Below are 24774 nucleotides of genomic sequence, written 5' to 3'. Positions count from 1 at the left end.
TGGGGTTTCATTAGGAGTTTCACGATGGAAATGCTGAAGTTTGGTAAATTTGCTGCGCTGGCTCTGGCCATGGCTGTAGCTGTAGGTTGCTCCTCGAAGGGCGGTGACAACGCAGGCGAAGGCGCTGCTGTAGATCCTAACGCTGGCTACGGTGCCAACACTGGCGCTGTTGACGGCTCCCTGAGCGAAGAAGCCGCCCTGCGCGCAATCACCACCTTCTACTTCGAATACGACAGCTCGGACCTGAAGCCAGAAGCCATGCGCGCTCTGGACGTTCACGCCAAGGACCTGAAAGCCAACGGCAACCGCGTTGTCCTGGAAGGCAACACCGACGAGCGCGGCACCCGCGAGTACAACATGGCTCTGGGTGAGCGTCGTGCGAAAGCCGTTCAGCGCTACCTGGTTCTGCAGGGCGTTTCCCCTGCTCAGCTGGAACTGGTTTCCTACGGCGAAGAGCGTCCAGTTGCTACCGGCAACGACGAGCAGTCCTGGGCTCAGAACCGTCGCGTAGAACTGCGTAAGTAAGTTCTTATGCGTATGTGCCGCCGTGTAGTAACCGTCCTCGCACTCAGCCTGCCGCTCGCGGCCTGGGCTGAGGTCCCTGTAGTAGATGACAACGCAGGCAGTTATCCGCCTGCGGGTTATGGCACGAGCGGCGCCTATGCCGGGTCGGGGGCTTCGGCCCCTGCCTCTGCACAGGGCCAGCTGTTCATGCAGCTGCAACAGATGCAGGATCAGCTTTCCCGCCAGCAAGGCATCATCGAAGAGCTGCAGAACGATGTGTCGCGCATGAAGCAGGAAAACCTGGAGCGATACCAGGACCTGGACCGTCGCATCAACAGTGGCGCTGCGCCTGCCGCAACCCCTGACAATTCCTCCGGTGGTGGTGCTTCCAATGCCGCCCCCGATGCCGCAGCTGGTGCTGCTGCGCAACAACCGGCCGCCAGTAGCGAGCCCGGTGATCCGGCGAAAGAAAAGCTCTACTACGATGCCGCTTTCGACCTGATCAAGCAAAAAGACTTCGACAAGGCCAGCCAGGCGTTCAACGCCTTCCTGCGCAAGTACCCGAACAGCCAGTACGCCGGCAACGCCCAGTATTGGTTGGGCGAGGTGAACCTGGCCAAGGGCGACCTGCCAGGTGCCAGCCAGGCCTTCGCCCAGGTCAGCCAGAAGTATCCGAAGCACAGCAAGGTGCCGGATTCGCTGTACAAACTGGCTGATGTCGAACGCCGCATGGGCCACACCGACAAGGTCAAGGGCATCCTGCAGCAGGTCATCACCCAGTACCCCGGCACCTCTGCCGCGCAACTGGCTCAACGCGACCTGCAAAAGCTGTAAGCGTTACCGTTCAAAAGAAACCCGCGCCAGTCGCGGGTTTTTTCGTTAGAATCACTGCCCTTTTTTCGTAAACACGCTGCTGCGGATAACGCCATGTCGAGTCCGCGACAGTGCCTGACGGAGGCGGACAGCCTGTTTAGCTGTCACGCCCGTGGCGACCATGCAAGATACATTACGCATTACCGAAGTCTTTTACTCGTTGCAGGGTGAAACGCGAACGGCTGGGCTGCCCACGGTATTCGTGCGCCTTACCGGTTGCCCCCTGCGCTGCCAGTACTGCGACAGTGCCTATGCCTTCAGTGGCGGCACCCTACGCACCCTCGATTCGATCCTTGAGCAGGTGGCCGGCTTCAAGCCGCGCTACGTTTGTGTCACCGGTGGTGAGCCACTGGCCCAGCCAAACGCGTTGCCGTTGCTGCAGCGGCTGTGCGATGCCGGCTACGAGGTGTCGCTGGAGACCAGCGGCGCACTGGATATCGCCGGCACCGACACCCGTGTCAGCCGCGTGGTGGACCTGAAGACGCCGGGCTCAGAAGAGTCGCACCGTAACCTCTACTCGAACATCGAACAGCTGACCCGCAACGACCAGGTCAAGTTCGTCATCTGTTCCCGTGAGGACTATGACTGGGCGGTTTCCAAGCTGATCCAGTACAACCTGGCCGAGCGCGCCGGTGAGGTGCTGTTTTCGCCGAGCCACCACCAGGTGAGCGCCAGCGACCTGGCGGACTGGATTGTTGCCGACAACCTGCCCGTACGCTTCCAGCTGCAGTTGCACAAGCTGCTGTGGAACGACGAGCCCGGACGTTGATTGAGGAGCAAGTACACATGACTGATAAGCGCGCAGTAATCCTGTTGTCCGGCGGCCTGGACTCGGCCACCGTGGTTGCCATGGCCAAGGCCGAGGGCTACGACTGCTACACCATGAGCTTCGATTACGGCCAGCGCCACCGCGCCGAGCTGAACGCTGCCGCCCGCGTGGCACGGGACCTGGGTGTGGTCGAGCACAAGGTGATCGGCTTGAACCTCGATGGCATCGGCGGCTCGGCGTTGACCGACAGCAGCATCGACGTGCCGGAAACCCCGGGTGAAGGTATCCCGGTCACTTATGTGCCGGCGCGCAACACCGTGTTCCTGTCGCTGGCACTGGGCTGGGCCGAAGTGCTGGAAGCACGGGATATCTTCATTGGTGTCAATGCCGTGGACTACTCCGGCTACCCGGATTGCCGCCCCGAGTTTGTCGAAGCCTTCGAACGCATGGCCAACCTGGCGACCAAGGCCGGTGTAGAAGGGCAGGGTTTCCGCATCCAGGCGCCGCTGCAGAACATGAGCAAGGCGCAGATCGTGCAGGCTGGCATGGCCCGTGGTGTTGACTACAGCCTGACTGTCTCCTGCTACCAGGCGGACGACGACGGCCGTGCCTGTGGCAAGTGCGACAGTTGCCGGCTGCGCGCTGACGGCTTCAAGGCCGCCGGAGTGCAAGATCCGACTCGATATTTTTGAACAAAGTTTGATGGGGTATTGATTTCCCGTTAGAAATCAGTATTATACGCGCCATCCAACGGGTCGTTAGCTCAGTTGGTAGAGCAGTTGGCTTTTAACCAATTGGTCGTAGGTTCGAATCCTACACGACCCACCATACTCAGTACGTCAGAGCCCGCAACCAGAAATGGTCGCGGGCTTTTTCGTTTTTTGGAGTGATGGGCCGCTTTGCCGCCCTGTCGCGACACAAGGTCGCTCCCGCGATGATCTGCGTACACATGAACCTGTGGCAGCGGCTTACTCAGCCCACTCGGGGTCGCCGGTAAACACCACCGTCAGCCAGCGATCCGGCCCTTCACCGCCCACCGCGTCACCAATCTCGTTACGCCACGCATCCCATTCATCGATGGTCTTGGCCGCCATGGCCTTGGGCACGATGAAGTACAGCTCTATCTCCCGCGAGCGCCCGACCTTGGCGACATAGGCGCGGTAGGATTGCAGCCCATGGCGGGCGACGAAAGCCTTGGCCACTTCATCCACATGCAGCTTGAGGTCGCCGGGGGTGACCAGGAATATTTCCGACAGTGCCTGGCGCACTACTGACATAGGCAGCGGCACGATCACCAGGCACACCAATGCCAGTACTGCCGGGTCGATATACGGTGAAACCCATTCCAGTGACGTGCCCTGTACCGCGTAACCAAAGCAGAAGGCGATCAGCAGCGCGGCAGTGATGCTGGCCGACATCACCCAGCCTTTCACGTCCATGCGCACGAAGTCGGACTTCAACGTGCGGTTGGCGCGGGCCTCGATCACCGCGATCGTCACGCAGGCGATAACGGTCAATACCGCGTAGACCATGGCGATGCCGAACTCCAGGTGTCGGCCACCTTGCAGCAGGCTGCTGACGGCGTTGATCAGCGCGTAGATGGCGACGCCGCTGAGCAGGATGCCGTTGAGCGCCAACACCATCGGCTCAAGGTGCCAGAAGCCCATGGTGAAGCGCTCGCGCAGCTTGCGCGACATCTGCACGCTGGTGGTATGCGAGGTAATCAGCTTGACCACAACCAGCGACAGCCCGCTCATACTGGCGTCTACCAGTGAGTAGACACCGTCGAAGACGATGGAGAATGAGCCGGAGGCCAAGCCGAAGGCAATGCCGATGATGGCGATGAACAGGGTGACGGCGATCGAGGTGCGTAAAAGCCCTTGTTCGCTGGTGATGTCGAAGAAGGTGGGTCGGGTTGCGGTTTGCATGAGTAATGCTCATTAAAAACGATGATGCTGTTATGTCTGTAGCGGCTTCTTCGCGGGTCAGACGCGGAATTGCGCCATCAGTGCCTGCTGCTGGTTGGCCAGTCGGTTCAGGGCTTGGCTGATGCGCGCCGATTCATCAGCTTGCCCGGCCAGCGATTCGGTCACGTCGCGAATGCCGGCCACGTTGCGATTCACTTCCTCGGCCACCGCGCTCTGCTCTTCGGCTGCCGAGGCAATCTGCAGGTTCATGTCGCTGATCACAGCCACTGCCTCGCCAATACGCTGCAGCGCCGGTAACGCCTGCTCCATCCGTGCAGCGCTGTCCTGCGCCTGGCGTTGGCCTTCATGCATGGCGCCGACCACATCCTGAGTACCTTGTTGCAGGCCTTCGATGACCTGACGGATTTCTTCCACCGACACCTGCGTGCGCTGGGCGAGCCCGCGCACCTCGTCGGCTACCACGGCAAACCCCCGGCCAGCTTCGCCGGCGCGGGCCGCTTCGATGGCGGCATTGAGTGCCAGCAGGTTGGTCTGCTCGGCAATGGTACGAATCACCTCCAGCACCGAGCCTATTTGCCCGCTGCGGCCTTCCAGTGCGCGCGCCTCACCCATGGCGCTGTTCATGCCGGCAGCCAAGCGGTCGATACCCTGGCGGGTGCTGTCGATCAGTTGCAGGCCCTCCTGGCTGGCCTGGTCGGCGGTCCGCGCCGCCTGGGCCGCCTGCGCCGCGTTGTGGGCGACATCCAGGGCGGTGGCGCTCATTTCGTTGGCTGCCGTGGCCACCTGCTCGATTTCCCGGTACTGCTGCTGCATGCCGTTGCTGGTCTGGCTGGCGATGGCGGCTGACTGGTCTGCAGTGCCGCGGGCTTCTTGCAGCGTGCCTTTGACCTGTGCAATGACTGGCTGCAGCTTGTCGAGGAAGCGGTTGAACCAGCCGGTAAGCTGGCCCAGCTCGTCCTGGCGGGCATAGTCCAGGCGGCGGGTCAGGTCGCCTTCGCCGCTGGCGATGTCTTCCAGGCGCGCAGCCACGGCCAGGATTGGCCGGGTAACGCCGCGTGCGGTCAGCCATACCAGCAGCAAGCCGATCACGGCGGCGCCCAGGCCGACCAGCAGGCTGGTGAGGTTGGCGCTGTGGTTGTGCGCGTCCAGGCGCTGGTTGAGCGCCATGGCGGGTGCTTGCAGCACGCTTTCCGGGAGCTCCAGCAATACCTGCCAGGGGGCAGCGTCCGGGATGGGGGTGAACGGGTGGGCCACGCGCAGCAGGCCGTCGGCTACCGCCTTTTCCATCGGTTTGCCGAGGGTGCTGGCATCACGGCTGTTGCCGGCGAGTAGATCAGTCGCGCTGGCGATGCTCACCTGGCCCTGGCCGTCGTACAGTTCACGGCGGCCATCAACGCTCAACTGCTGCAGGTTGTCCAGACCGATGTCCAGGCCGACCACGCCGACTACCTTGCCGTGCTCCAGCAGCGGCAGTGCGATGCTGGTCATGAGTACCTGGCGGCCATTGACGTCATCCAGGTATGGTTCGAGCATGCAGGTTCTGCCCGTGTCCTGTGGGCAGGTCAGCCAGCGGTTCTTCGGCGCGCCGTTGCTGCCGATGCTGGTATCACCGAGCATCGCCTCCGGCATGGCCTCAAGCGCCAGGTTGCCAGGGCTCGGCTGCGACCAGTACAGCGAAAAACGCCCACTCTCGTTGCTACCTGCGGCCTCCTGGCCGCGGAATTGGTTGTCTTGCCGGTCCAGGGCGTCGGGCTGAAACACCAGGTACAGGCCGATTACGTCCGGGTTACCGGCCAGGCTGGCGCGCGCCTGTCGGGTCAGCTCGGCGCGCAGGTCGCTGCCGCCCCGGGCCTGCAGTGCCTGGACCAGGCGGGCAAAGCCATTGCCGTACTGGTAGGCGTCCATGAAATAGCGCTGGACGCGCAGTGCCTGGCTTTCGGCATGGGCCTGGAGGCGCTGGCGCGCGCTGCTGTCGAGCATGGCAGTGTTGGCCTGGTTGACCAGGGCAGCGCTGCGCTGCGCCTGGGTCAGCGAGGTGGCCACCAGCAGGGCGACGATGGCCAGCAGGCAAAGGCCGGCGAGGAGGGTGATCTTCCACTGGATGGAGAGGCGACGCAGCGGCATGAGGGCTTTCCTTTTCGAACAAATGCAACGCCCGCGATCAAGCGCGGGCGTTGTGGGCAGCGTGGGTCATTCGGCGACGTAATTGGGCGGTGCCGCGCGGAAGGCTTTGGTCAGCCAGCCCAGGTAGACCAGCCCAAGCGCAGCCCAGATACCGCCAAACATCAGCGAATGCGCGTTCAGGTCCAGCCACAACGAGACGATGATGCAAAAGCCGATGGTGGGCAGTACCAAGTACTTCAGCTGATTGGCCAGGCCTTTGCGGTTGCCTTCGCGCAGGTAGCAGTGGTTGATCACCGACAGGTTGACGAAGCTGAACGCGACCAGCGCGCCGAAGTTGATGATCGAGGTGGCAGTCACCAGGTCGAAGAAGATCGCCGACAGCGAAATGACGCCGACCACGGCAATGTTCAGCACGGGCGTTTTGTACCGCGAATGCAGGCGGGCGAAGACGCTGGCCGGGATCACGTTGTCGCGGCCCATCACGTACAGCAGGCGCGACACGCTGGTCTGCGAGGCCAGGCCCGAGGCGATGGTGTTGATGACGGTGCAGGCAATGAAGATCGACTGGAACAGCTTGCCACCGACGTACAGGGCGATTTCCGGCAGGGCGGCTTCCTGGTCATGGAAGCGTGCCATGGTGGGGAAGTAGGCCTGGATGAAGTACGACACGGTGATGAACACCACGCCGCCGATCAGCGCGGTGAGGAAGATCGCTCGCGGGATGGTCTTGGCCGGATCGCGGGTTTCTTCGGACAGGCAGGTCACCGCGTCGAAGCCCAGGAACGAGAAACACAGGATGGTCGCACCGGCGGCGAGGGCGCTGAACTGGGTCTGGCTGTCGCCGAATGGCATCAGGCTCCAGGCCGTGCCCAGCCCTTCACCGTGGTCCAGGCCGCGCACGCACAGGTAGATGAACACGGCGATGATTGCCACCTGCACACCGACGAACAGCAGGTTGAAGTGAGCCACCAGGTTCACGCTGCGCATGTTGATCAGGCTGATCAGCGTGACGAAGCCGGCTACCCACATCCACTCCGGCACCTCCGGGAACATGGCCGAAAGGTAAAGCTTGGCCAGTAGTGCGTTGACCATCGGCAGCAGCAGGTAGTCCAGCAGTGAGGACCAGCCCACCAAGAAGCCCACGTGCGGGTTGATCGCGCGCTGGGTGTAGGTGTAGGCCGAGCCCGACTGCGGGAAGCGCTTGACCAGGGTGCCATAGCTCACTGCGGTGAACAGGATGCCGGCCAATGCCAGGATGTAGGCGCTGGGTACATGGCCGGCGGTAATCCCGCTGACGATGCCGAAGGTGTCGAACACAGTCATCGGCGTCAGGTAGGCCAGGCCGATGATGATCACGTGCCAGAGGCGCAGGGATTTGCGGAGCTGGCCATTACCGGAAGCGCTGTGGTCATGCTGCATGCTGGCATGGCTCCTGCTGCTGGGCGTAAACGGCGGGCACGGTGGATTGCGCATGCGGCAAGGGCGAGCGGGTGGGCTCCATGTTGTTCACCTTTTATGTTGGAGCGGCGGGAGGCGCGGTCGAGCGCGCAAAGTGGTGAAAATAAAAAACGATGGGTAGGTAGGTGTCAAGTTAAACATGACAAGATGTTGCTAAATTGAAATATTTATCGATTTAAACCGCCGTTTGTTCGGTTTTTGCGCGGTTTTTTGCGGTTGTGGTCAATTTCAATGTTCGTAAAAATTAACGAATTCTCAGCTGTGTTCCATCGCGTGTCGGACGCTTCCGAAATATGGGATTTCTCGCTCCCCACCCGCGCGCGGGCCAACCGGGGGGTGATAATCTTCTCGTTCTGCGTGGCCCTCCAGGCCGCTTTCGAAGCCCCTACGGACAGCAATCGGTTCCATTCATGAAGAAATCAGTTGGCATCCTCTCCGGCCTGGCTATCGCCATTGCCGTCGCAATCACCGCTGGCGCCTGGTACACCGGCAAGCAACTACCTGCCGAGCTGGACCACGCCCTTGCGCGCAGCAACGCCGAACTGAAAAAGGCCCTGGTGACCACCGGTGGTAGCATGAGCATCGAGCGGGTGTCGCTGCAGCAGCATTTCTTCAGCAGTACCGCCCAGTACCGGCTCAAGGCTCGCGACATCAATGTGGGTGAAGGCGAGGTGGTCAACTTCGACGTGGGCGTGACCGACCAGATCGAGCACGGCCCGTTCCCCTGGTCGCGGGTCAAGGCGCTGAAGCTGATGCCGGTACTGGCGGTCAGCAACAGCACGCTGGAGAAGGACGATGCCACCGAGCCGTGGTTTGCTGCCGCAGCTGGGCAGGTGCCAGTCAGCGCGCAGACCAGCCTGGGTTATGACGGGCATGTGGTCAGCCAGGTGCGGTTGGCGCCAGTCAAGCTCGACGAGGCGGATGGCAACAGCCTCGACTTTTCCGGCATGCAGCTGGAAGTCAGTGGTGACAAGGAAGGCAAGGCCTCGAAATTCCACGGCACGGCCGACCGTTTCGTGATGAAACTGGTGCGCGACGACCAGCCGCCGGCCAGCTTCGAGCTGCAGGGCCTGAAGGTAGGTGGCAACCTCGCGGCCACCGCGCACGACGCCATCTACGTCGGCAACGTCGACCTGATGCTGGCCGAAACCAAGGTCACCCTGGGCCCGAAACAGCAGGTGCTGCTGGTCAAGGGGCTGGAGCAGAATGCCCTGCAAACCCTCGACGGCCCGGACACCGTAGGGGGGCGCGTGGAGTACAAGGTCGGCGACATAAGCTGGGATGGCCGCGCGGTGGGCAAGGCGCAGATGGCCATCAGCGTCGCCTCGGTCAATGCCCCGGCGCTGCAGGCGTTGTCAAAGTGGTACCAGGCGCACCTGCCGGAATTCGAGGCTGCCTCTGCCGCTGGCCAGCCAGCACCGCAAATCCAGATGGACGATGCCGAAAAAGCCCGCTTCCAGGGTGACTTGCAGAAGTTGCTGGCCGCCAAGCCCAAGCTGGCGGTGGAAAACCTGTCGTTCAAGACCGCCAATGGCGAGAGCCGCTTCAACCTGTCGATGGACCTTGCCGCGCCGGCCAGCTTCGACCTGCCGCCGGATCAGCTGAGCAAACAGATCATCACTGAGGTGAAAAGCAAGCTGTCGCTGTCCAAGCCGATGATCGGGGACCTGGCGACCTTGCAGGCGCTGTTGGATGGCCAGACCGACGCCCAGGCGATTGCCATGCAATCGGGGCAGGCTGGGGAGATGGTCGGCATGATGGCACTGCAGAGCGGCATGGCCACCGTGCATGGCGATGATGTCGTCAGCAGCCTGCACTATGCCGATGGCATGGTCGACTTCAATGGCCAGAAGATGACCGTGGAAGAATTTGCCACGTTGCTGGCTGCACATTTAGCGGCGCTTTCGCCGCAGGGTTGATCAGCTCAGCCTGTAGCGGCCTATTCGCGGGCGCCCCCGCGAATAGGCCGCTACAGGTAACACAAAAACCCCTTTAGTAATCGCTGGATTGTCTGTAGCCTTCGGCCTCCGACAATAATCCGCGCCCGCAGAGGGCCGTGGCGGCCTATGTGCCGTCCGGCACCCTTAGCCGATCTGCCAGGGCCGGGTGATACACTTGATTTGACGCGCACGCGCGCCTGCAGGTCCAGCGATCATGACCCAGATTTCCGAACGCCTGTTGGTTCAGGCCCACCTCGACGCCAAACAGCCCAACCCGCTGACTGCTGAGCAGGAGGCCGAATACCGTGCGGCCATCGCTGCCGAGCTGAAGGCGCAGAATGCTGTTCTGGTCGCCCACTATTATTGCGACCCGGTCATCCAGGCGCTGGCCGAAGAAACCGGCGGCTGCGTATCCGACTCGCTGGAAATGGCCCGGTTCGGCAAGAACCACCCCGCTGAAACGGTCATCGTGGCCGGCGTACGCTTCATGGGCGAAACGGCAAAAATCCTCACCCCGGAAAAGCGCGTGCTGATGCCGACGCTCGAGGCCACCTGCTCCCTCGACCTGGGTTGCCCGGTGGAAGAGTTTTCGGCGTTCTGCGACCAGCACCCGGACCGTACGGTGGTGGTCTATGCCAACACCTCGGCTGCGGTAAAGGCGCGCGCTGACTGGGTGGTGACGTCGAGCTGTGCACTGGAAATCGTCGAAAGCCTGATGGACAACGGCGAAACCATCATCTGGGGCCCTGACCAGCACCTGGGCCGGTACATCCAGAAGCAAACCGGCGCCGACATGTTGCTGTGGGACGGTGCCTGCATCGTTCACGAAGAGTTCAAGTCGCGGCAGTTGGCCGACATGAAGGCCCTGTATCCGGACGCTGCGATCCTGGTGCACCCGGAGTCGCCAGAGGCCGTGATCGAGCTCGCCGATGCAGTGGGTTCCACCAGCCAGCTGATCAAGGCGGCGCAGACCCTGCCGAACAAGACATTCATCGTCGCCACCGATCGCGGCATTTTCTACAAGATGCAGCAGCTGTGCCCGGACAAGGAGTTTGTCGAAGCCCCAACCGCAGGCAACGGCGCGGCATGCCGCAGCTGTGCGCACTGCCCGTGGATGGCGATGAACACCCTGGAGCGGGTGCTGGATTGCCTGCGTAACGGCACCAACGAGATTTTTGTCGACCCTGCGCTGGTGCCCAAGGCCATCAAGCCGCTGAACCGCATGCTGGACTTTACCCAGGCGGCGCGGCTGAAGCTTTCCGGTAACGCTTAAGGTTGCCGGGGCCGCTTTGCGGCCCCATCGCGACACAAGGCCGCTCCCACAGGTACCGCGCCCGCTTTTAGAAATTGAGCAAGACAGTTGCTCCCACATGGCCCCGCAGACGCCTGTGGGAGCGGCCTTGTGTCGCGATTGGAGCGCAAAGCGCCCCCAAAATCCTCAGCGCCCCATCATTTCCTGAACCATTCGCCGCTGCTCCATGATCTCGCGCTGGCGCTGGTCAATCTGTGAGGCCAGCGGGAAATTCCCACCCGCCCGGCGCTTGGCGTAATCCAGCTGCTGGATTGCCTGATCAAAGTCGCCGACCAGCGTGAAGTACTCGGCACGCGCCCGATGCAAGCCGATGGTATTGCCCGACAAGCCACGCACCTCGGCCATGTCGTACCACACATCCGGGTCATCCGGCCGACTCTTCACCAGCTCGTTCAACACCTTCTCCGCCTCGGCAGGCTTGTTCTGCTTTACCAACAGATCCGCACGCACCTGTTTCAGCGGATAATTACCCGGGTACAGCCCCTGCATCCGCTCGGCGCGCTGCTGCGCATCGGCCAGGCGATTGTTGGTGATGTCCAGGTCGATCTGCGCCAGGTTGTAGGTGATGTCGTTAGGCGCCTTGGCCAGCAGCGGCTTGAGCATTTCCCGTGCTTCGTTCAGCTGGCCGCCCTTGATCTGCGCCAGGGCCAGGCCGTAGCGTGCAGCGTCAAGTTTGGGGTCTTCGTCGAGTTGTGCGCGAAAGCGCTTGGCTGCCAGCCCTGGCGTACCTTCGTAGGTGAGAGCAACCCGGGCACGGATCAGCTGGTAGCGTGCGCTGTCCTCGATGCCGCCTTTGGGCGCCTGGTCGGCGCGGTTGCGGGTGTCGGCGATACGCGATTCGGTCACAGGGTGAGTCAGGAGGAACTCTGGCGGCTTGGCGTCATAGCGGTACTGGCGTGCCAGGCGCTCGAACATGGTCGGCATGTTGCGCGGGTCGTAGCCAGCCTTTTCCAGGTTCTGGATGCCGATACGGTCGGCCTCCTGTTCATTCTGCCGAGAGAAGCGCCGCTGTTCCTGGATGGCCGCCGCCTGGGTACCGGCAATCATGCCGATGCCGGCGTCGCCGGCGCCCCCTGCAGCCAGTACGATGCCGGCCAGCAGCGCCGCCATCATCGGCAGCTGCATGCGTTGCTGGGCTTCGACCCCACGGGCAAAATGGCGTTGCGACAAGTGCGCCAGTTCGTGTGCCAGCACCGAGGCGTATTCGCCTTCGGTCTGCGCATTGAGGAACAGCCCGCCGTTGACCCCGACGATGCCCCCCGGGGCGGCGAAGGCGTTGAGCTCGCGGCTGTCGATGAGGATGAACTCCAGGCGCCGGTCCTGCAGCTGGCTGGTTTCGGCCAGTTTGTACACGCTGGTTTCGACGTAGTCCTTGAGCTGCGGATCGTTCAGCTGGTTGACCTGACCCCGCAGCAGGCTCAGCCAGGCACGGCCAAGCTGGTGTTCCTGTTGGGGCGAGACGATCGCGGAACTGGCATCACCCAGTGATGGCAGGTCGTCAGCATGGCCGGGTAGGGCCAACAGGCAGGCCAGCGTCAGCAGGGTAGGGCGCAGTAGATTCATGCATGAAACTCGCGTCGGATCAAAGATACCTACTGTAGCGGGCTCACACGTTGGCGACCAGTGGCGCTATCCTAGCCAGCCATGCCAACAAGCAGTCTGGCAACGCCTCTGGAGACCCTGCGATGAGTGACACCCTGACCTGCGACGCCGAACTGGACGCCAGCGGGCTGAACTGCCCTTTGCCGCTGCTCAAGGCCAAGATGGAACTCAATCGGCTGGCCAGTGGCGCGGTGCTCAAGGTTATCGCCACCGATGCCGGTTCGCAGCGCGACTTCCGCACTTTCGCGCAGTTGGCCGGTCATACCCTGCTGCAGGAAACGGCCGAGGCCGGTACCTATACCTACTGGCTGCGCAAGGCCTGAGTCTTTCCCAAGGATCGTCAATGTTCAAAGTGCTTCGCGACTGGATGCAGCGCTACTTCTCCGATGAAGAAGCAGTGGTGCTGGCGGTCCTGTTGTTCCTGGCCTTCACTGCCGTGCTCACCCTGGGCGGCATGCTCGCGCCAGTGCTGGCGGGCATGGTGCTGGCGTTCCTGATGCAGGGCCTGGTCAATGCCCTGGAGCGCTTGCGGGTACCGACGCGGCTGGCGGTAATGTTGGTGTTTGCCCTGTTCATGGGGGCCCTGGCGCTGTTCATGCTGGTGCTGGTACCGCTGTTGTGGCATCAGCTGATCACCCTGTTCAACGAGCTGCCGGGCATGCTCGGTAAATGGCAGTCGCTGTTGTTGCTGTTGCCTGAACGCTACCCACACCTGGTGTCGGACGAGCAGGTGTTGCACGCCATCGAATCGGTGCGTGGTGAAATCGGCAAGTTCGGCCAGTGGGCACTGACATTCTCGCTGTCCAGCCTGCCGCTGTTAGTCAATGCCATGATCTATCTGGTGCTGGTGCCGATCCTGGTGTTCTTCTTCCTCAAGGATCGCGAACTGATCGGCCGCTGGGTTAGCGGCTACCTGCCGCGCCAGCGCACCCTGCTGAACCGGGTGGGCAACGAGATGAACCGGCAGATTGCCAACTACATCCGTGGCAAGGGCATCGAGATCCTGATCTGCGGCATCGCCACCTATATCGCCTTCATCAGCCTGGGGCTCAATTACGCCGCGCTGCTGGCGTTGCTGGTCGGGCTGTCGGTGGTGGTGCCTTACGTGGGCGCGGTGGTCGTGACCGTGCCGGTGACCCTGATTGCGCTGTTCCAGTGGGGCTGGGGCGACCAGTTCATCTACCTGATGACGGTGTACGCGATCATCCAGGCGCTGGACGGCAACGTGCTGGTGCCGCTGCTGTTCTCCGAAGCGGTGAGCCTGCACCCGGTGGCGATCATTTGCGCGGTACTGCTGTTTGGCGGGTTGTGGGGGTTCTGGGGGATCTTCTTCGCCATCCCGCTGGCGACGCTGATCAAGGCCGTGCTGGATGCCTGGCCGCGGCAGGAGCCGAGTGTGTCACCGATGCTTTGAATGTAATTGGGGCCGCAGAGCGGCCCCATTCAATTTCAGGCGTTGTTCAATTCCTGGGCTGCTGCCAGCACGGCATCCACATGCCCGGGCACCTTCACCCCACGCCATTCCTGGCGCAGCACGCCGTTCTTGTCGATCAGGAAGGTGCTGCGGTCAACGCCCATGTATTCCTTGCCGTACAGCTTCTTCAGCTTGATCACGTCGAACAGCTGGCACAGGGCCTCGTCCTTGTCGCTGATCAGCTCGAACGGGAAGCCTTGCTTGGCCTTGAAGTTCTCGTGCGACTTGATGCCATCGCGTGACACGCCGAACACCACGGTGTTGGCGGCGGCGAAGGCATCATGCTGGTCACGGAAACCTTGGCCTTCGGTGGTGCACCCGGGGGTGCTGTCCTTCGGGTAGAAGTACACCACCACTTGGCGGCCCTTGAGTTCCGCCAGGCTGACGGTTTGCCCGCTGGTGGCCTGGGCCTGGAAGTCGGCGACAGGTTGGTCGAGTGCTACAGCCATGGTCGGTTTCCTTACATTGGGTTCTGTGGACGCCATGGCTCGATCAGGGCATCGAGGTTCAGGGCATCGGCAAAGTCCAGGAACTGGTCACGCAACCAGCTGATCTGGGTGCCGGCCGGCAGGATCACGGTGAACTGCGCGTTGAGCATGCTGCTGCCAGTCTGCGGCGCCAGGTAGGTGTCGCAGGTCATGGCTTCCAGCTCGACGCGGTGGTCGAGGAAGAACTGGCACAGCTCGTTGATGATGTCCGGGCGGTAGGCGGCGCTGACGTACGCCACGTAGGGCAGGGCCTGCGGACGCACCTCCTGGTCGGCGCTGCGCACCACGTCGAGGGTCAGGCCATGCTTCTTGCCCAAGCCCGGCAGCATGGCTTCAAGGCGCGCCAGGGCGTCCCAGCTGCCGCCTACTTGCAACACCAGGGCGCTGGTCTCGCCGTGGCGGCTCAGGCGCGAGGTAACCACCGCGCAGCGGTTTTCGAAGGCAGCGCGGCTGAGGACGTTGGCCAGCTCCATGGGGTTGGGCCCCAGGGCACTGATGACAAGGAATTGTTCGCGGACAGTGGGGGTGGACATGCAGCATTCCTAAAGCGATGAGCGGTCGGCACAGGACGGGCGAAAGCCTCCTGTCGGCAGGGCCCGGGGCTCGCATGCGAGGTTGTGGACGCTGGCGGGGAGCAAGGTCGACGGCCCGGCGGGCCGCGTTGCACCGATCAAAGCATCAAGGGTAGCGAAATAAGGCGCCGAGGGGAATGCTCCGCCCGCCTGCTTCGCTTGTGCAAGGCCGATGCCCCCAGTACCATTACTGCTCTCTTTTTCCGGCAGGAGCAGTTACATGATTGCGGGCAGTATGGTGGCATTGGTCACACCCATGGATGCACAAGGGCGTGTTGACTGGGGCAGCCTCGACAAACTTGTAGACTTCCACCTGGAAAACGGCACTCATGCGATCGTCGCTGTCGGCACCACCGGTGAGTCGGCCACGCTGGATGTCGAAGAGCACATCCTGGTCATCAAGCACGTGGTCGAGCGCGTCAAACGCAGCGTCAACCCGATTCCGGTCATCGCCGGCACCGGTGCAAACTCCACCACCGAAGCGGTGCACCTGACGCAAAACGCCAAGAACGCTGGCGCCGATGCCTGCCTGCTGGTTGTGCCGTACTACAACAAGCCGACCCAGGAAGGCCTGTACCAGCACTTCAAGCACATTGCCGAAGCCGTCGACATTCCGCAGATCCTCTATAACGTGCCCGGCCGCACCTCCTGCGACATGCAGGCCGAGACCGTGATTCGCCTGTCGAAGGTGCACAACATCATCGGCATCAAGGAAGCCACCGGCGACCTGGCCCGTGCCAAGGCCATTCTGGATGGCGTCGACAGTGACTTCATCGTCCTGTCCGGCGACGACCCGACTGCAGTCGAGCTGATCCTGATGGGCGGCAAGGGCAACATCTCCGTCACGGCCAACGTCGCCCCGCGCGAAATGGCCGACCTGTGCGAGGCCGCCCTTGCGGGCAATGCCGAGAAGGCCCGCGCGATCAACGAAAAACTCATGCCGCTGCACAAAGACCTGTTCTGCGAAGCCAACCCGATCCCGGTGAAATGGGCGCTCGTCGAAATGGGCCTGATGCACAAAGGTATTCGCCTGCCACTGACCTGGCTGAGCGAAGGCTGCCACGAAAAAGTCCGTACTGCCTTGCGCCAGTCCGGCGTACTGGTTTAAGAGGAAGTACACCGCATGAAGCGACTGGCTGGTCTTTCCGCCCTTGCCCTGATTATCTCCAGCACCAGTGGGTGTGGCTGGCTGTGGGGCGAGGATGGCTATTTCCGCGACCGCGGCAGCGATTACCTGCAGGCGCACCCGACTGCGCCCATGCAGCTGCCCCCGGACGCCAGCAACGTCAAGCGTCTTGACCCGCTGCTGCCGATCCCGCGCAATGTCGCCGACGACAACGTTGCTGGCGAGTTCGAAGTGCCTCGCCCGCAACCGTTGACCGGTGGCGCCGCCCAGGTGACCGACTACAGCCTGCAGCGCAGCGGCAGCAGCCGTTGGGTGCTGGCCCAGCATTCGCCTGCCGAAGTGTGGCCGGTGGCCCGCCAGTTCTTCGAGGACAACGGCTTCCGTATTGCTGAAGAGCGCCCGCAGACCGGTGAATTCAACACCACCTGGCAGCGTTTCGACGAGCTGTCGGCATCGCTCGGCCAGCGCCTGGCCAGCACTGCCAGCAGCGGTGACAGCGAAGTGCGCGTGCGTGTGCGCATGGAACCCGGCGTGCAGCGCAACACCTCCGAAGTGTATGTGGTCAGCGTCGAGCGCCCGGCCGGCAGCACTGCCGAGCCTGCGTTCCCGTCCAGCTCCAGCAATACCGGCACCGATGCCCTGCTGGTCGACGAAATGCTTGCCAGCATGAACCGCAGCGCCGAGAAGGGCGGTTCGGTGTCGCTGCTGGCCGCGCGCGATTTCGACGCCCCAAGCCGCGTCAGCCTGAGCGAAGACGGCAGCGGCAACCCGGTGCTGTACCTGGGCTCCGACCTGGACCGCGCCTGGTCTGGCGTGGGCCGTGCGCTAGAGCAGGGTGGCGAATGGCGTGTCGAGGACATCAACCGCAGCCTGGGCCTGTACTACATCAACCTGTCCGAAAAGCCTGACGACAAGCAGAACCAGCCGGGCTTCTTCAGCCGTATGTTCGGCAGCGAGCCGACCAAGGAAGAGCGTGAAGCCCGTGCCGAGCGTTATCAGGTACGCCTGAGCAAGGTGGGTGAGAGCGTGCAGGTCACGGTCGAGAAAAACATCAACACCGTGGCTCCGGCCGATGTCGCCCGCCGCGTGCTGAGCGCCATTCAGGACCACCTGGGCTAAGTGCGCTTCGCGGTACTCGGAAGCGGCAGCCAAGGGAACGGCACGCTGATCGCCAGTGGTGACACCTTCATCCTGGTCGATTGCGGCTTTTCCCTGCGTGAAACCGAGCGGCGCCTGGCGCTGCTCGGGGTTTCTGCAGCTCAGCTCAGTGCAGTGCTGGTCACCCACGAACATGCCGACCACGTGCATGGGGTCGGCTTGCTGTCACGGCGCTACAATGTACCGGTCTACCTCAGCCAAGGGACTTTGCGCGGCATGCGCAAGCCGGTGGAGGTGGCCGGTTTTCTCGCGTGTGGCGAAAGCCTGCGTATCGGCAGCCTGGAAGTAACCGCAGCGCGGGTCGAGCACGACGCCTACGAGCCGTTGCAGTATGTGGTCAGCGACGGCAAGCGGCGCTTTGGCATGCTGACCGACCTGGGCTCTTACGACGCGCTGTTGCTGGAACGTTATCAGGGCCTGGATGCACTGCTGATCGAGGCCAACCACTGCCGCGACCTGCTGGCACGTGGTCACTACCCGGCTTTTCTGAAGCAGCGGGTGGGTGGCATGCAAGGGCATTTGAACAATCACCAGGCTGCGCGCCTGGTGCACGAGTTGGGCTGGAACAACCTGCAACACCTGGTGCTGGCCCACCTCAGCAGCAAGAACAACCTGCCACACTTGGCCCGCCAGTGCTTTGTCGACACCCTCGGGTGTGACCCGGACTGGCTCCAGGTGGCGAATCAGGAACACGGGCTCGACTGGCGCGAAATCGCCTAGCCCAACACCTCAAGCAAGCGGAGCCCAATCATGGAAAAACGCGACGAACTTTACCGCGGCAAGGCCAAATCGGTTTACAAGACCGATGACGCCGACCGCTTGATCCTGCTGTTCCGTAACGACACTTCGGCGTTCGACGGCAAGCGCATCGAACAGCTGGACCGCAAAGGCATGGTGAACAACAAGTTCAACGCCTTCATCATGCAGAAACTGGAAGAAGCCGGTGTGCCGACCCAGTTCGACAAGCTGCTGGGCGACAACGAGTGCCTGGTGAAGAAACTGGACATGATCCCGGTCGAGTGCGTAGTGCGCAACTACGCTGCCGGCAGCCTGGTCAAGCGCCTGGGCGTGGAGGAGGGCATCAAGCTGGAGCCGTCCACCTTCGAGCTGTTCCTGAAGAACGACGAGAAGGGCGACCCCTTCATCAACGAATCCCACGTTGTCGCGTTCGGCTGGGGCACCGCCGAGCAACTGGTAGAAATGAAGAAGCTGTCGTTGAAGGTCAACGAAGTGCTGAGCAAGCTGTTCGATGACGCCGGCCTGCTGCTGGTGGACTTCAAGCTGGAGTTCGGCGTATTCCACGGCCAGATCGTGCTGGGCGACGAGTTCAGCCCGGACGGCTGCCGCCTGTGGGACAAGGAAACCCGCAAGAAGATGGACAAGGACCGCTTCCGTCAGGGCCTGGGCGACGTGATCGAAGCCTACGAAGAAGTTGCCAAGCGCCTGGGCGTGCCGCTGTAAGCGACGCGTTCACGCAAGCGCCTGATACCACGCGATTTTTTTTAAAAAAAGGTTTGCGTTTTAAAAGAACGCTGGTATGATGCGCGGCATTGGAGAGATGCCGGAGTGGTCGAACGGGACGGATTCGAAATCCGTTGTACTGGCAACAGTACCTAGGGTTCAAATCCCTATCTCTCCGCCATACGCGAAGTAGCCGAAGCCCCCGAAAACGTTGATGTTTTCGGGGGCTTCGTCGTTTCGGGGATCGCGGTTAGGGCAGATCTAGGGCAGAAACGCAGCTTCTTATGCCGCTATAGGCCGTAGTGGGCCGTTGAATATCAGCTTGATTATGGGGTGAGCGATGCCCATCTTGCGGCATCGCTAAGGCGTTATGCCATACAGGCTAGCTCATTCAGGTTCATGAGCCGGCTCCAGTCAATCCCCCATGCACTAAGCCCATAATATCGTGCTCCGCGCTTAGCGGCTGTTACTACAAATTCCTCAAGCTCGGTCTTACCCGTGATCTTGAGCAGCTGTTTGATCGTCTCAAAATATGCAGCTGAAGACGATCTTATGAAAATCTCAAACGCTCCTGGGAAGTGCCCAAGGTACACGAGAGTTTTAGGCCACCAAAACGCTCCTTTGAGTTCGCTACGCAAGAACAGCAAGAAATCTGTCTGCATTAACAGGCTGAATTCAACTCCGCTTGCAGTATTATTTTCTTTGGTGATATCTGCGCTCAAAGAAGCCCTGTTGAGATCCAGTCTCTGGTTTCTTTGTTCCAAACTAGATGCATTTTTGTAGAAGCATTCGAATCCAGACATGTACGGTTGAGAACGGCCGGAGTTTATGTAATAGCTTTTGTCAAGCAACCCTGTGGCCACCCCAAATTTATTGTATTTAATAGCGATCGCAATTGTGTAAAGGAAGATTTCGTGAATAATAAATACAAAGTTATCAAAGTCTGATTCGCGGTAACTACTGGTTCCTTCAGGTGCATTGTGGTATTTAAGCAGTGACTCTAAGAAGCGGTGCAGCTGAATAGTGCACTCTTCGCTTTCCATATATCTTATGGCGTTGGTAATCACTTGGAGCAGTTCGTTGCGTGTGCTGGTGAATTCGTTAATGCTATTTAAGACTTGCTCATCAAATGCCAAATTTGCCTGTGGTTGTATTCTGACCCGCTCAAGATTGTCCGAATAGAGTGATAGGTATTCCTCAAGTGCCGCTCCAGAGTTGGATTTGGTTTCGCGGATCGAGGTGGTCGCACGTTTTGCCAGGGGGGATGTTCCTAAGCTAATACTCACCTCATTCGTAAGAAACTCGGGCTTTTTACCAAGTTGAGGCTTTTTGTGCTGAGGTTGATTAAAAATGCATCTGATGAGTTCTTCAAAGCGTTCGGTGTAGCTATCGGGGCTGCTTAAATCTATATAGAGTCTGGAATGGTAGAAGGTGGGCGTATAGGCTTTTCCTTCTTCATCTTTCTCCGCGATGATAGCAATGAATCGCTCTTGGTTGATTGCTTCATAAACACGCTTCGAGATGATCTGCGTTTCTGTACCGACGCCACCATTTCGGCCGTCAGCTTTTTCGGAATAAACCTTGTCACAAACCATTAGTACTTTATCAATGGTGGGATCCGTAACCATTGACTCCATGAAAGCTATCGAATCATGGCCGGGTTTCAAATCCCATTTATCCAATACCACTTCAATACCTGAAGCCATTAGATTTTCTGCTAGCTCTAACACCCAGCGTTCGTGTGTTGGATTAGACCAACTATAGGATATGAATATTTTTGGATTTTTCATGTGTTTTTTCCGAGTGCGCTGTTGTGCGTGGCAGGTGCAGCTTAAGATGTGATGCGATTCAATTTCAAGAGCTGGCATTGAACCCCATCATTTTAGATACGATCTCTGCCATGCTCTTAGTATCTTTGGAGATCCATCGCCCATAGTGTTTTCGTACCATTGTCGTATCGCCTGGTGAGCCTGGCAGTCGCCGAGCGCGTCGACGTCGGCGCCGGCGGGCTGGATCGCTGGCGGATGGGCGCCGCACCCCAAGTACCCCGCCACGGTCCCCCCAGTCAGTACCCCGAAAGTTCCGGCGCCGCCGGCCAAAGTCCCTGCAGTACATTTGCCGCCAGCGCCGACCATGCCAGCGCTTGTCGGTGCCAGCAACATTGCGGGGGAGGTGGGTGGCGTCGCGCGTGCGGTGCATAGCGTACGCGGCGTGACCAAGGCGTTGTCGAAAGTACCCGGTGGCAGGCTGATCGATGCGGTGCCTGGTGTGCTTGATGTGGCGATGAACGCTGAAACGCGCGGATGAGAAGGCAGAGGGGTACGGTGGTCTGGCCGGTGGCGTAGCCGGCGCTTGGGCAGGTGGTGCATACGGGGCTTCGGTTGGCGCGGCGGTCGGCTCCGTCGTTCCGGTGCTCGGTACCGCAATTGGCGGCGCCGTCGGTGGTGCCATCGGCATGGTATTGGGTGGCATGGGCGGCGAGTCACTCGGAAGCTGGCTGGGTAAAAAGCTGTTCGGCGATGATCCGGCGGAGCAGGTTGCCGAAGAAAATCCTAGGGCCAAAGAGGCGCCGAAGGCTGGGGCTGGTGCTTGGAGCGGCTGTGGCCAAGGCATCGGCAGTGAAGGTGGTTGAAGAAAAACCCCAGGCCAAAGAGGTGCCGAAGGTCGAAGCGCCTGCGCTCGGTGCGGCGGTGGCGAAGGCATCACCGCAGTCAGCAGGGGATGCCACGGCTCAAGGAGGGCAGAAAGGCCCTGCACCTGGTGCGGTGGTTCGCGCACTGGTCAAGGAATCGCCGCCGCCCGTCCCGGCGCAGGCAGCCGCTGCCGTAGCAGCCAAGCCGGTCGAAAAGGCGAAGCCCGAGCCGGCCAAGGTTGACCAGTCATTCACCTTCGCTCCGGTCATGCCCATTACCGTGCATGGCGATGTGAAAGACTCTAACCAGATCGTGCGCGAGGCCAGCCAGACGTTGCGCGCGATGTGGGGGGTGTTTCAGCGCGAGGTGGAGACCCGTCAGGCGTCGATTCAGCTGTTTGATGCGGCTCACATCATTTAAGGGAGGTGCCATGGCCTACATGGAACTACTGACTTCCTCGCTGTCCTCTCTGGTGGCGGCGGGGGTAGCGGGCCGAACAACTCTTGACGGTATGCTGGGTCCGCTGACGGGGGCGGTCAGTGACATGACCGGCGCGGCTGCTAAGCTGGAATCCCTGCCGATCATCGGGCCGGCGGTGGGCGCGAATGCATGCTGACTTCATTGAAAGAAGCGCCTCCCTCAAGCCGCTGAATGGCCTGTGGCGAAACGTTAGATGCTGAGCTGAGGTCGGGGATACTCCAGCCCAGCAGGTCTCGGGCCGGTGCACAATGAACGCCCCTAAAACTGAGTGGCAGGTGATCCATATGCCACGCGATTGCTTCGATCTGATTCTCGTCCAGGTTGAGGCGAAGCGGTTGCTGATCAAGAACGTTAGAGGTCATGGCGATGCCGCTTGGTTCTGTGTATTTATACAGTGCAGGCGGTGCGTATGCGTTGGCAAAGGTGGTGATTCATCGGGGCGGACCTGGGACAGATCGTGCGCCATTCCCTGTTAATTCATGCGTTGTGTGATGAGAAACCTTTGCTCTTGATAGCGAAAACTGGTGGTGTCGTTGGAGCGTGTATTTTCGCAGCTTGATACCAAAAGTTGAGCGTGGTATTGAGATTTCTTAATGCGGCTATCTTCGTTCTAAGATTATCAAGCGGTCCCTAACGAGAATCACATCAATGGAGGAAAATGTGGCTTCAATTAACTACTGGCTGATCATGCCGTACAGTGAGCAAACTACCTTGTTTCAAGGGTTTAGTGTGGCTGTGGCACAGCCGCGGTTCCTAAATTTACTTACATTTGCATCATTGTTGCCACATGACACATCAGAGCTGTTTTTGGAGCACAAAGATTTTTTAAAGCAGCGGTCAGCGTGTGCTTCATTAGGTGTTGCTGCCATTGGTGAACAGGTGTTGGATCATTTGCCTGGAATCATTGAGGGTGGAATTAACGTGGTTTTATGTCTCTCTGAAATGGTTCCAAGATTAAAGCTCATGACTTTTAGCGAGGATGTCTATCTGCTGATAGTGTCGGATTTAGCAGAGGAGGGTGTTGTAGATTTTAGGTCATTGTCAGATATTCATCCTTGCAATCGGTTAGATGCCGCTATTTATGACTTGGTTCGCAGTGCGGCCGTTCAAATCAGCGGCGAGGGTGAGAATACGGTGATCCCAAAGCTGCGCTCGCCGTACAATGAACCGTCGAAACTGAAATTTCGAAATGGCGGTGTCACCTTAGCAAACGAGCTAGTGATGATCAGCCTGGGGTTTGTGCCTGAGAAGATAGAGGATTTAGACGCGTCAAATCCACAGGATTATATTGATTCAGTTGCCGCCAGTGCTGAATTTGTTATGCGGACGTCAAATCCTGCGCAAGAAATGCGGCAGGAGGCTGTAATCTATGTTCCTGCTATTTATGGTCCTCTCTATAATATTAATCAGAATTTCTGGAATCAAATCCTTCGAAAGGTTAAAGTTGGCTGGCATAGGGATTTTATAAAAAAGGGGCTAATCAGGAATCCATGGTATTCAAATGTAACTGTGGAAGATGACCGCATAACTGAAAGGGACAATCCTTACCACGATCCAGCGGTTGCACTAGTCCTTTCGCAGCGACAGCATGAATTGTTGATAACAAACTTGGCCGTCGCTAGCCTTGCAGCAGCCGAGACCCTGCCAGTACTTCGACTTCCAAATTCTGTTAATTTAAATTTTCCAAAATTTAAGGAGATTGAGCGTATATATCAGCGGAATGATGAGCGCTCAGGCACGCTGTTGCAGCAGCGCTTCAAGGGGTTGAATATCGACCTGAAAGCGCATTGGGGGGAAAAGCTTGGCGAGCTTATCTCGAAAGGAGTAGATAGCTTAAAAATATGTAGCGATGTACCACTCGAATGGGTCTACTTGAAGGAGTTACCTCTGATGATTAGTCATGAGGTGTCTAAGATACCTATGACGCCAGGAAACTTTTTCCTGCAAAATACTTTAGTCGGTGGGCGTGCCTTTATCCCTGAAGATATTTTGCGTGAAGTTTTGATTATCAGGTCTTTCGGGGCTGTCGACCCGATCCGAACTATGCTGCAAACGTCAATCGAGTTCTATAAGGTGAAAGATAAAATCTCGATTAAGTTTGTGGATGTCGTTACTGTAGAGGAAGTGGTAAATGCATTAAATGACTTTGATAAGGCTATAGTGATATTCGATTGTCATGGTGGTCATGATGGAGATAATAAGCCTGGGTGGCTCAAAATTGGGAATGAAAAATTAGACACTTGGGGACTCGCGGGTAGGGCGAGGGTGCCCCCGATTGTCCTGCTAAGTGCATGTTCAACATCGGCAATTGGTGGGTCTCATGCAAGTGTGGCAAATGGACTTCTTCGGTCTGGTGCAAGAAGTGTGGTAGGGACTTTTCTGCCTGTAGATGCAAGAGATTCAGCGGTGTTCATGGCTAGGATTATTTATCGGATACATTCATTCTTGCCTGCGTTAAAAACTTTGAAAGTAGGTAGTATCTCTTGGCGGTCATTTATGGCCGGCTTTTTCCGCATGTCGTTCGCTACTGATGTTCTTCATATGTTCCGCGATGAGCGGGGGTTAATCACCGAGGAGCAGTATATGAAGATTCATATGGAGGCGAACATGAATATAAATAGTATGGACGAGAGGTGGTACGAGAAGTTGATCGATTCGGTATCACGTCATAGTGGGCTGGATGCGGCGGATCTCGTCAACCTTGTCTGTGGAGAAAAGCCGCTTATGGAAACTATGCTTTATTGCCAGGTAGGTCGACCTGAGCTGCTTGTGATCTTGCTGGATGGGTACGGCATGTCGGAAAGCACGCCGCTTGGGGATTGCTAGGCCAACGCGTACGCTTATGCTTGAAGGTAAAGAGGCGCTCAAGTCC

The 24774-nt window shown here is 59.6% G+C and carries 21 protein-coding genes, 2 tRNA genes and 4 pseudogenes; 18 read left to right on the top strand and 9 right to left on the bottom strand.

Annotation, left to right across the window (positions count from 1 at the left end; genetic code table 11):
• Nucleotides 1–24: 24 nt before the first annotated feature.
• From pal to DMX11_RS06890, 5 genes are all read left to right on the top strand, one after another.
• Nucleotides 25–525, top strand: coding sequence for a peptidoglycan-associated lipoprotein Pal (gene pal, locus DMX11_RS06910; RefSeq protein ID WP_003254755.1), 501 nt, complete (start codon nucleotides 25–27; stop codon nucleotides 523–525).
• Nucleotides 526–531: 6 nt separating this feature from the next.
• Complete coding sequence (gene ybgF, locus DMX11_RS06905; protein ID WP_110743807.1) at nucleotides 532–1338, top strand: tol-pal system protein YbgF; 807 nt, start codon at nucleotides 532–534, stop codon at nucleotides 1336–1338.
• A gap of 160 nt (nucleotides 1339–1498) precedes the next feature.
• Nucleotides 1499–2146 carry a 7-carboxy-7-deazaguanine synthase QueE gene (queE, locus tag DMX11_RS06900; RefSeq protein ID WP_110743842.1) on the top strand — a complete coding sequence of 216 codons (648 nt, stop codon included), beginning with the start codon at nucleotides 1499–1501 and terminating at the stop codon, nucleotides 2144–2146.
• Nucleotides 2147–2163: 17 nt separating this feature from the next.
• Nucleotides 2164–2838 (top strand): 7-cyano-7-deazaguanine synthase QueC, encoded by a 675-nt coding sequence (gene queC / locus DMX11_RS06895; protein ID WP_256590517.1) that lies wholly within the window; start codon nucleotides 2164–2166, stop codon nucleotides 2836–2838.
• Nucleotides 2839–2898: 60 nt separating this feature from the next.
• Nucleotides 2899–2974: transfer RNA gene (locus tag DMX11_RS06890), tRNA-Lys, on the top strand.
• 140 nt (nucleotides 2975–3114) lie between these two features.
• On the opposite strand, the gene DMX11_RS06885 is transcribed toward DMX11_RS06890, so the two are convergent.
• From DMX11_RS06885 to DMX11_RS06875, 4 genes and pseudogenes are all read right to left on the bottom strand, one after another.
• Entirely contained in the window at nucleotides 3115–4074 is a 960-nt protein-coding gene (locus tag DMX11_RS06885) for a cation diffusion facilitator family transporter (protein ID WP_110743805.1), read from the bottom strand.
• 57 nt (nucleotides 4075–4131) lie between these two features.
• Nucleotides 4132–4686, bottom strand: a pseudogene (mcpU, locus tag DMX11_RS26395) (methyl-accepting chemotaxis protein McpU); the annotation flags it as partial.
• A gap of 303 nt (nucleotides 4687–4989) precedes the next feature.
• A pseudogene (locus tag DMX11_RS26390) lies at nucleotides 4990–5979 on the bottom strand (HAMP domain-containing protein); the annotation flags it as partial.
• A gap of 285 nt (nucleotides 5980–6264) precedes the next feature.
• A complete protein-coding gene (locus DMX11_RS06875) occupies nucleotides 6265–7617 on the bottom strand; it encodes an APC family permease (RefSeq protein ID WP_110743803.1) in 1353 nt (450 codons plus the stop codon).
• Nucleotides 7618–8066: 449 nt separating this feature from the next.
• Between DMX11_RS06875 and DMX11_RS06865 the strand changes: the two genes are divergently transcribed.
• Together DMX11_RS06865 and nadA are read left to right on the top strand one after the other, a co-directional pair.
• On the top strand, nucleotides 8067–9575 hold the full coding sequence (locus DMX11_RS06865) for a YdgA family protein (RefSeq protein WP_110743801.1): 1509 nt from the start codon (nucleotides 8067–8069) through the stop codon (nucleotides 9573–9575).
• A gap of 235 nt (nucleotides 9576–9810) precedes the next feature.
• Entirely contained in the window at nucleotides 9811–10869 is a 1059-nt protein-coding gene (gene nadA, locus DMX11_RS06860; RefSeq protein ID WP_110743800.1) for a quinolinate synthase NadA, read from the top strand.
• A gap of 165 nt (nucleotides 10870–11034) precedes the next feature.
• On the opposite strand, the gene DMX11_RS06855 is transcribed toward nadA, so the two are convergent.
• Complete coding sequence (locus DMX11_RS06855) at nucleotides 11035–12471, bottom strand: M48 family metalloprotease (protein WP_110743799.1); 1437 nt, start codon at nucleotides 12469–12471, stop codon at nucleotides 11035–11037.
• Between the two features lie 122 nt (nucleotides 12472–12593).
• On the opposite strand from DMX11_RS06855, the gene DMX11_RS06850 reads away from it, so the two are divergent.
• The gene (locus DMX11_RS06850; protein ID WP_012273752.1) at nucleotides 12594–12833 is read left to right on the top strand and encodes a sulfurtransferase TusA family protein; all 240 of its coding nucleotides are present in this window, start codon (nucleotides 12594–12596) and stop codon (nucleotides 12831–12833) included.
• Between the two features lie 20 nt (nucleotides 12834–12853).
• Complete coding sequence (locus DMX11_RS06845; RefSeq protein WP_110743798.1) at nucleotides 12854–13924, top strand: AI-2E family transporter; 1071 nt, start codon at nucleotides 12854–12856, stop codon at nucleotides 13922–13924.
• A gap of 35 nt (nucleotides 13925–13959) precedes the next feature.
• Here DMX11_RS06845 and DMX11_RS06840 read toward each other — a convergent pair whose 3' ends face one another.
• Together DMX11_RS06840 and DMX11_RS06835 are read right to left on the bottom strand one after the other, a co-directional pair.
• The gene (locus tag DMX11_RS06840; RefSeq protein ID WP_110743797.1) at nucleotides 13960–14433 is read right to left on the bottom strand and encodes a peroxiredoxin; all 474 of its coding nucleotides are present in this window, start codon (nucleotides 14431–14433) and stop codon (nucleotides 13960–13962) included.
• 11 nt (nucleotides 14434–14444) lie between these two features.
• Nucleotides 14445–15005 carry a glycine cleavage system protein R gene (locus DMX11_RS06835; RefSeq protein WP_013973793.1) on the bottom strand — a complete coding sequence of 187 codons (561 nt, stop codon included), beginning with the start codon at nucleotides 15003–15005 and terminating at the stop codon, nucleotides 14445–14447.
• Nucleotides 15006–15264: 259 nt separating this feature from the next.
• Between DMX11_RS06835 and dapA the strand changes: the two genes are divergently transcribed.
• From dapA to DMX11_RS06810, 5 genes are all read left to right on the top strand, one after another.
• Nucleotides 15265–16152 (top strand): 4-hydroxy-tetrahydrodipicolinate synthase, encoded by an 888-nt coding sequence (dapA, locus tag DMX11_RS06830; protein WP_110743796.1) that lies wholly within the window; start codon nucleotides 15265–15267, stop codon nucleotides 16150–16152.
• 15 nt (nucleotides 16153–16167) lie between these two features.
• Nucleotides 16168–17289 (top strand): outer membrane protein assembly factor BamC, encoded by a 1122-nt coding sequence (gene bamC / locus DMX11_RS06825; RefSeq protein WP_110743795.1) that lies wholly within the window; start codon nucleotides 16168–16170, stop codon nucleotides 17287–17289.
• A complete protein-coding gene (locus DMX11_RS06820) occupies nucleotides 17290–18048 on the top strand; it encodes an MBL fold metallo-hydrolase (RefSeq protein ID WP_110743794.1) in 759 nt (252 codons plus the stop codon). It begins immediately after the preceding gene.
• Between the two features lie 30 nt (nucleotides 18049–18078).
• Entirely contained in the window at nucleotides 18079–18789 is a 711-nt protein-coding gene (gene purC, locus DMX11_RS06815) for a phosphoribosylaminoimidazolesuccinocarboxamide synthase (RefSeq protein WP_011535129.1), read from the top strand.
• A gap of 91 nt (nucleotides 18790–18880) precedes the next feature.
• Nucleotides 18881–18970 (top strand) — tRNA-Ser (locus DMX11_RS06810).
• A 187-nt stretch (nucleotides 18971–19157) separates the two neighbouring features.
• On the opposite strand, the gene DMX11_RS06805 is transcribed toward DMX11_RS06810, so the two are convergent.
• Both DMX11_RS06805 and DMX11_RS26385 read right to left on the bottom strand, forming a co-directional pair.
• Nucleotides 19158–20657 carry an SEFIR domain-containing protein gene (locus tag DMX11_RS06805; protein ID WP_256590516.1) on the bottom strand — a complete coding sequence of 500 codons (1500 nt, stop codon included), beginning with the start codon at nucleotides 20655–20657 and terminating at the stop codon, nucleotides 19158–19160.
• Nucleotides 20644–20748: pseudogene (locus DMX11_RS26385) on the bottom strand (integrase); the annotation flags it as partial. The pseudogene DMX11_RS26385 and the gene DMX11_RS06805, both read right to left, overlap by 14 nt.
• A gap of 174 nt (nucleotides 20749–20922) precedes the next feature.
• Here DMX11_RS26385 and DMX11_RS26380 point away from each other — a divergent pair.
• The 4 genes and pseudogenes from DMX11_RS26380 to DMX11_RS06780 all read left to right on the top strand — a co-directional run bounded on the left by DMX11_RS26380 (nucleotide 20923) and on the right by DMX11_RS06780 (nucleotide 24728).
• Nucleotides 20923–21096: a hypothetical protein gene (locus DMX11_RS26380; RefSeq protein ID WP_158286158.1), complete on the top strand. Its 174-nt coding sequence runs from the start codon at nucleotides 20923–20925 to the stop codon at nucleotides 21094–21096.
• A gap of 293 nt (nucleotides 21097–21389) precedes the next feature.
• A complete protein-coding gene (locus DMX11_RS06790) occupies nucleotides 21390–21842 on the top strand; it encodes a hypothetical protein (RefSeq protein WP_146230342.1) in 453 nt (150 codons plus the stop codon).
• Nucleotides 21843–21852: 10 nt separating this feature from the next.
• Nucleotides 21853–22026 (top strand): annotated as a pseudogene (locus DMX11_RS06785) (phage tail protein); the annotation flags it as partial.
• 536 nt (nucleotides 22027–22562) lie between these two features.
• The gene (locus DMX11_RS06780) at nucleotides 22563–24728 is read left to right on the top strand and encodes a CHAT domain-containing protein (protein WP_158286157.1); all 2166 of its coding nucleotides are present in this window, start codon (nucleotides 22563–22565) and stop codon (nucleotides 24726–24728) included.
• The last annotated feature ends 46 nt before the right edge of the window (nucleotides 24729–24774 follow it).

Origin of the sequence: Pseudomonas sp. LB-090624, from assembly GCF_003205205.1 — a bacterium.
Taxonomy (GTDB): Bacteria; Pseudomonadota; Gammaproteobacteria; order Pseudomonadales; family Pseudomonadaceae; genus Aquipseudomonas.
Note: the sequence above shows the minus strand (reverse complement) of the source record. Positions and strands in the feature narration are given on the sequence as shown.

Bases quoted from the DNA above. Each gene is read 5' to 3' on its own strand.
- ybgF (WP_110743807.1), top strand. From the start codon at position 532: ATGCGTATGTGCCGCCGTGTAGTAACCGTCCTCGCACTCAGCCTGCCG.
- DMX11_RS06865 (WP_110743801.1), top strand. From the start codon at position 8,067: ATGAAGAAATCAGTTGGCATCCTCTCCGGCCTGGCTATCGCCATTGCC.
- DMX11_RS06805 (WP_256590516.1), bottom strand. From the start codon at position 20,657: ATGCCAGCTCTTGAAATTGAATCGCATCACATCTTAAGCTGCACCTGC.
- DMX11_RS06855 (WP_110743799.1), bottom strand. From the start codon at position 12,471: ATGAATCTACTGCGCCCTACCCTGCTGACGCTGGCCTGCCTGTTGGCC.
- queC (WP_256590517.1), top strand. From the start codon at position 2,164: ATGACTGATAAGCGCGCAGTAATCCTGTTGTCCGGCGGCCTGGACTCG.
- queE (WP_110743842.1), top strand. From the start codon at position 1,499: ATGCAAGATACATTACGCATTACCGAAGTCTTTTACTCGTTGCAGGGT.
- purC (WP_011535129.1), top strand. From the start codon at position 18,079: ATGGAAAAACGCGACGAACTTTACCGCGGCAAGGCCAAATCGGTTTAC.
- DMX11_RS06850 (WP_012273752.1), top strand. From the start codon at position 12,594: ATGAGTGACACCCTGACCTGCGACGCCGAACTGGACGCCAGCGGGCTG.
- DMX11_RS06840 (WP_110743797.1), bottom strand. From the start codon at position 14,433: ATGGCTGTAGCACTCGACCAACCTGTCGCCGACTTCCAGGCCCAGGCC.
- DMX11_RS06875 (WP_110743803.1), bottom strand. From the start codon at position 7,617: ATGCAGCATGACCACAGCGCTTCCGGTAATGGCCAGCTCCGCAAATCC.
- dapA (WP_110743796.1), top strand. From the start codon at position 15,265: ATGATTGCGGGCAGTATGGTGGCATTGGTCACACCCATGGATGCACAA.
- pal (WP_003254755.1), top strand. From the start codon at position 25: ATGGAAATGCTGAAGTTTGGTAAATTTGCTGCGCTGGCTCTGGCCATG.
- bamC (WP_110743795.1), top strand. From the start codon at position 16,168: ATGAAGCGACTGGCTGGTCTTTCCGCCCTTGCCCTGATTATCTCCAGC.
- DMX11_RS26380 (WP_158286158.1), top strand. From the start codon at position 20,923: ATGCCAGCGCTTGTCGGTGCCAGCAACATTGCGGGGGAGGTGGGTGGC.
- nadA (WP_110743800.1), top strand. From the start codon at position 9,811: ATGACCCAGATTTCCGAACGCCTGTTGGTTCAGGCCCACCTCGACGCC.
- DMX11_RS06845 (WP_110743798.1), top strand. From the start codon at position 12,854: ATGTTCAAAGTGCTTCGCGACTGGATGCAGCGCTACTTCTCCGATGAA.
- DMX11_RS06835 (WP_013973793.1), bottom strand. From the start codon at position 15,005: ATGTCCACCCCCACTGTCCGCGAACAATTCCTTGTCATCAGTGCCCTG.
- DMX11_RS06885 (WP_110743805.1), bottom strand. From the start codon at position 4,074: ATGCAAACCGCAACCCGACCCACCTTCTTCGACATCACCAGCGAACAA.